This window comes from Kocuria sp., from assembly GCF_030536815.1.
Classification (GTDB): Bacteria; Actinomycetota; Actinomycetes; order Actinomycetales; family Micrococcaceae; genus Kocuria; species Kocuria gwangalliensis.
In genome coordinates, this window is record NZ_JAUNPE010000217.1 from 1 (window position 1) to 3,036 (window position 3,036).

Here is a 3,036-nt window from a genome sequence, read left to right on the forward strand (position 1 = left end):
ACCTAGGGGACACCGATGTCCACAACACGTTCCGATTCCACGTCCACCGAATTCATCACCGAGACATCCGATCGGGATCCTCGCAACCCTGACACGGGGATGCACCGGCGAGTCTCCCCGACTACAGGCCCCCGGCGGGCGACTCATTATCCCGGCCGCCAAGGCTTTCGCATCACCAGCACACCAGCCCCGGTCTTTCTCGTATTCGCTGCGATCGTCCTGGTCGCGGCGTTGACCGGAAATCTGCCCGATTCCATGCTTTCAGGCTTTGCCGTGACCGTGCTCCTGGGCGGTTTCCTGATCTGGTTGGGAAACCTGGTTCCCGTCGTTCGCGATTTCGGGTTGCCCACGATTCTCTGCACATTCGTCCCGGCTGTGCTGATTTTCGCTGGGCTCATGCCGGAGAACGCCGTGGCTGTCGTCCAGAATTTTGTGGACGGGTACGGGTTCCTCGACTTCTTCGTCATGGCTCTCATCGCCGGTTCCATCCTGGGCATGCCCCGAGCACTGCTCTTGAAAGCCGGGCCCCGATTCGCCGTTCCCCTCGTGGGATGTCTCATTGCGACGTTTGTCGTGATCGGGGGGCTGGGCGCGGTTACTGGTTTCGGTTTCCTGGAAGGAATCCTGTTCGTGGCCGCACCCATCATGGCCGGTGGCCTGGGCCTGGGTGCCGTCCCGATGTCCGAGATGTATGCGGCCCGCACCGGTGGTGACGCCGCCTCCTTCATGGGTGATCTGATGTCGGCCGTGGTGATGGCCAACATCGTGTGCATTCTCATTGCCGGGGTGTACAACGGTGTGGGAAAACGTAAGAAGCAACTGTTCGTCGGTTTCAACGGATACGGCCAGTTGATGCGTGTCCAGGGCAAAGCGGACGAGATGGCATTGCCCGAGAAGAAGGATCTCTCGTCCTTCATCTCCTTGGGGAAAGGGCTGCTCATTGCCGCGGTCCTTTTCGTAGCCGGTAACCTGGTCGCCGCCTACCTCCCGGTGCTGCACCCCTACGCCTGGACCATCCTCTTTGCGGCGGCGGTCAAGATCCTCGGCCTGCTCCCGAAAGACCTCGAGGACGGCAGTTCCGAGTGGGGTGACATGATCGGTGCGATCCTGGTTCCCGCCCTGCTCGTGGGTGTCAGCATGACGTACATCGATGTCCAGGAGGTACTGGCCTCGCTGAGCAATCCGATGTTCATCGTCCTCACGATCTGCACGGTGCTCGTGGCCACCCTCAGCTCCGGTTTTCTCGGTTGGCTGGTGAAGTTCCACTTTGTGGAGGCTGCCATCACCCCGGGTCTGGTCATGGCGGACACCGGCGGATCGGGCGATGTTTCAGTCCTCAGCGCCGCAAACCGAATGCACCTGATGCCATTCGCCGCGCTGACCAACCGCCTGGGTGGAGCCCTGGTCTTGTTCGTCACTTCCTTGCTCGTTCCGCTGCTGAGCGTCGCCGGATAGCTAGCTCGCCACCCGCGGCCCTCGTACCCTGGGGGCTGAGCGTGATCCGCCACACCAACAACAACGGAGATGTCCCATGACCAGCGCTGAAGCCACCGCGCCCTCTCACCATGCCCCCGCAGACACCCTGACCGTCTCCACGGCCATTGCGGAGGTGATCGCCGAACGATCAGATCACCTGTTCGGGCTGATGGGCAACGGCAATGCCCACGTGATCAGTCACCTCACCTACCAGAGGTTCCCGTTCACGTCCGCACGGCACGAGGTGGCCACGGTGACCATGGCCGATGCCTACCACCGGGCCACGGGCCGGATCGCTGCGGCCACGGTCACCTACGGCGCAGGGTTCACCAACACCTACACGGGCCTGGCCGAGGCTCGTCTGGCGCGGGTTCCGCTGGTGCTCGTGGTCGGTGATGCGCCCACCACGGGTAGGCGACCGTTCGATATCGACCAGGCCGCAGCGGCGTCGGCGGTGGGAGTGACCACCCTGGTGGCCGGCCCGGACAATGCCGCGGCCATCACCCACCGCGCCTTCGATCTGGCCCGGCAGACTGTGCAACCGGTGATCGTGGCGATCCCCTACAACCACGCGACCGCCCCGCTCACCGAGCAGACCCCGCTGGAACCGCTGGCGGAGAAGCCCTCCTGGACAGCGCCGGGCGAGGAACTCGACCGCATCGCCGCCGTGCTTCGCGGCGCGGAACGGCCATTGATCTTGGCCGGGCGAGGCGTCCTGCTCGGCGACGCCGCCGGGGCCCTCCAGGAGCTCGGCGACCGCCTGGGTGCCCTGTTCATGACCTCGGTCATGGCCACCAATGCCGTGGACTCCCCGTGGAATCTGGGGATCGCCGGGGGCTTCACGCGCGAGCATCGCCTGGGTCTGGCGCAACGGGCGGACGTGGTTCTGGTGGCGGGATCGAGCCTCAACACCTTCCAGTCCCGCTACGGGACGCTCTTCTCCCCGGATGCGCGCGTGATCCGCATCGACAACGAACCCGAGGCCACCATGGCTCACCCCCAGGTCACCGATTACGTGCGCGCGGACCTGGGTCCCGCCACTGCCGGGCTACTCGCCCGCATGTCCGCCGCCGACGTCGCGTCCACCTGGCGCGCGGCCGTGCCCGAGGTGGCCGGTGACGTGTTCCGCTCCGCCGAACCCGTGGAGGACCCCGCCGAGTTCGGCCCGGACGGTCGTCTCAATCCCCGTGCCGTGGTCTCAGCCCTCGAGGAGATCCTGCCCGCCGAGCGATCGGTGGTCATGGACGGTGGACACTTCATTGGCTGGGCACCCATGTACTTGTCCGTCCCGGACCCCCAGGCCATGGTGCTGGTGGGCACCGCATTCCAGTCCATTGGGTTGGGGTTCGGCTCAGCGGCCGGGGTCTCGGTGGCGCAACCGGAACGCACCACGGTATTCGTCACCGGCGACGGCGGCGGGCTGATGGGCCTGGCCGACCTCGAGACCTTCGTGCGCACCACCCGCCGCGGCGTGGTGGTGGTGCTCAACGACTCCGCCTACGGCGCCGAACTACACCAGTACGCCTCCAAGGGCCTGGATCCCACGGCCATGCTCATCGA

General features: G+C 65.5%; 2 protein-coding genes. Both read left to right on the forward strand.

Features of this window, described 5'->3' with window-relative positions; translation table 11 throughout:
- The first annotated feature begins 99 nt into the window (after window positions 1-99).
- Window positions 100-1,455, forward strand: a complete 1,356-nt coding sequence (locus Q4E95_RS12320) for a 2-hydroxycarboxylate transporter family protein (protein WP_303383580.1) — start codon at window positions 100-102, stop codon at window positions 1,453-1,455.
- A gap of 76 nt (window positions 1,456-1,531) precedes the next feature.
- Window positions 1,532-3,036: thiamine pyrophosphate-binding protein (locus tag Q4E95_RS12325; RefSeq protein WP_303383579.1), on the forward strand; the 1,505-nt coding region annotated here is incomplete at its 3' end.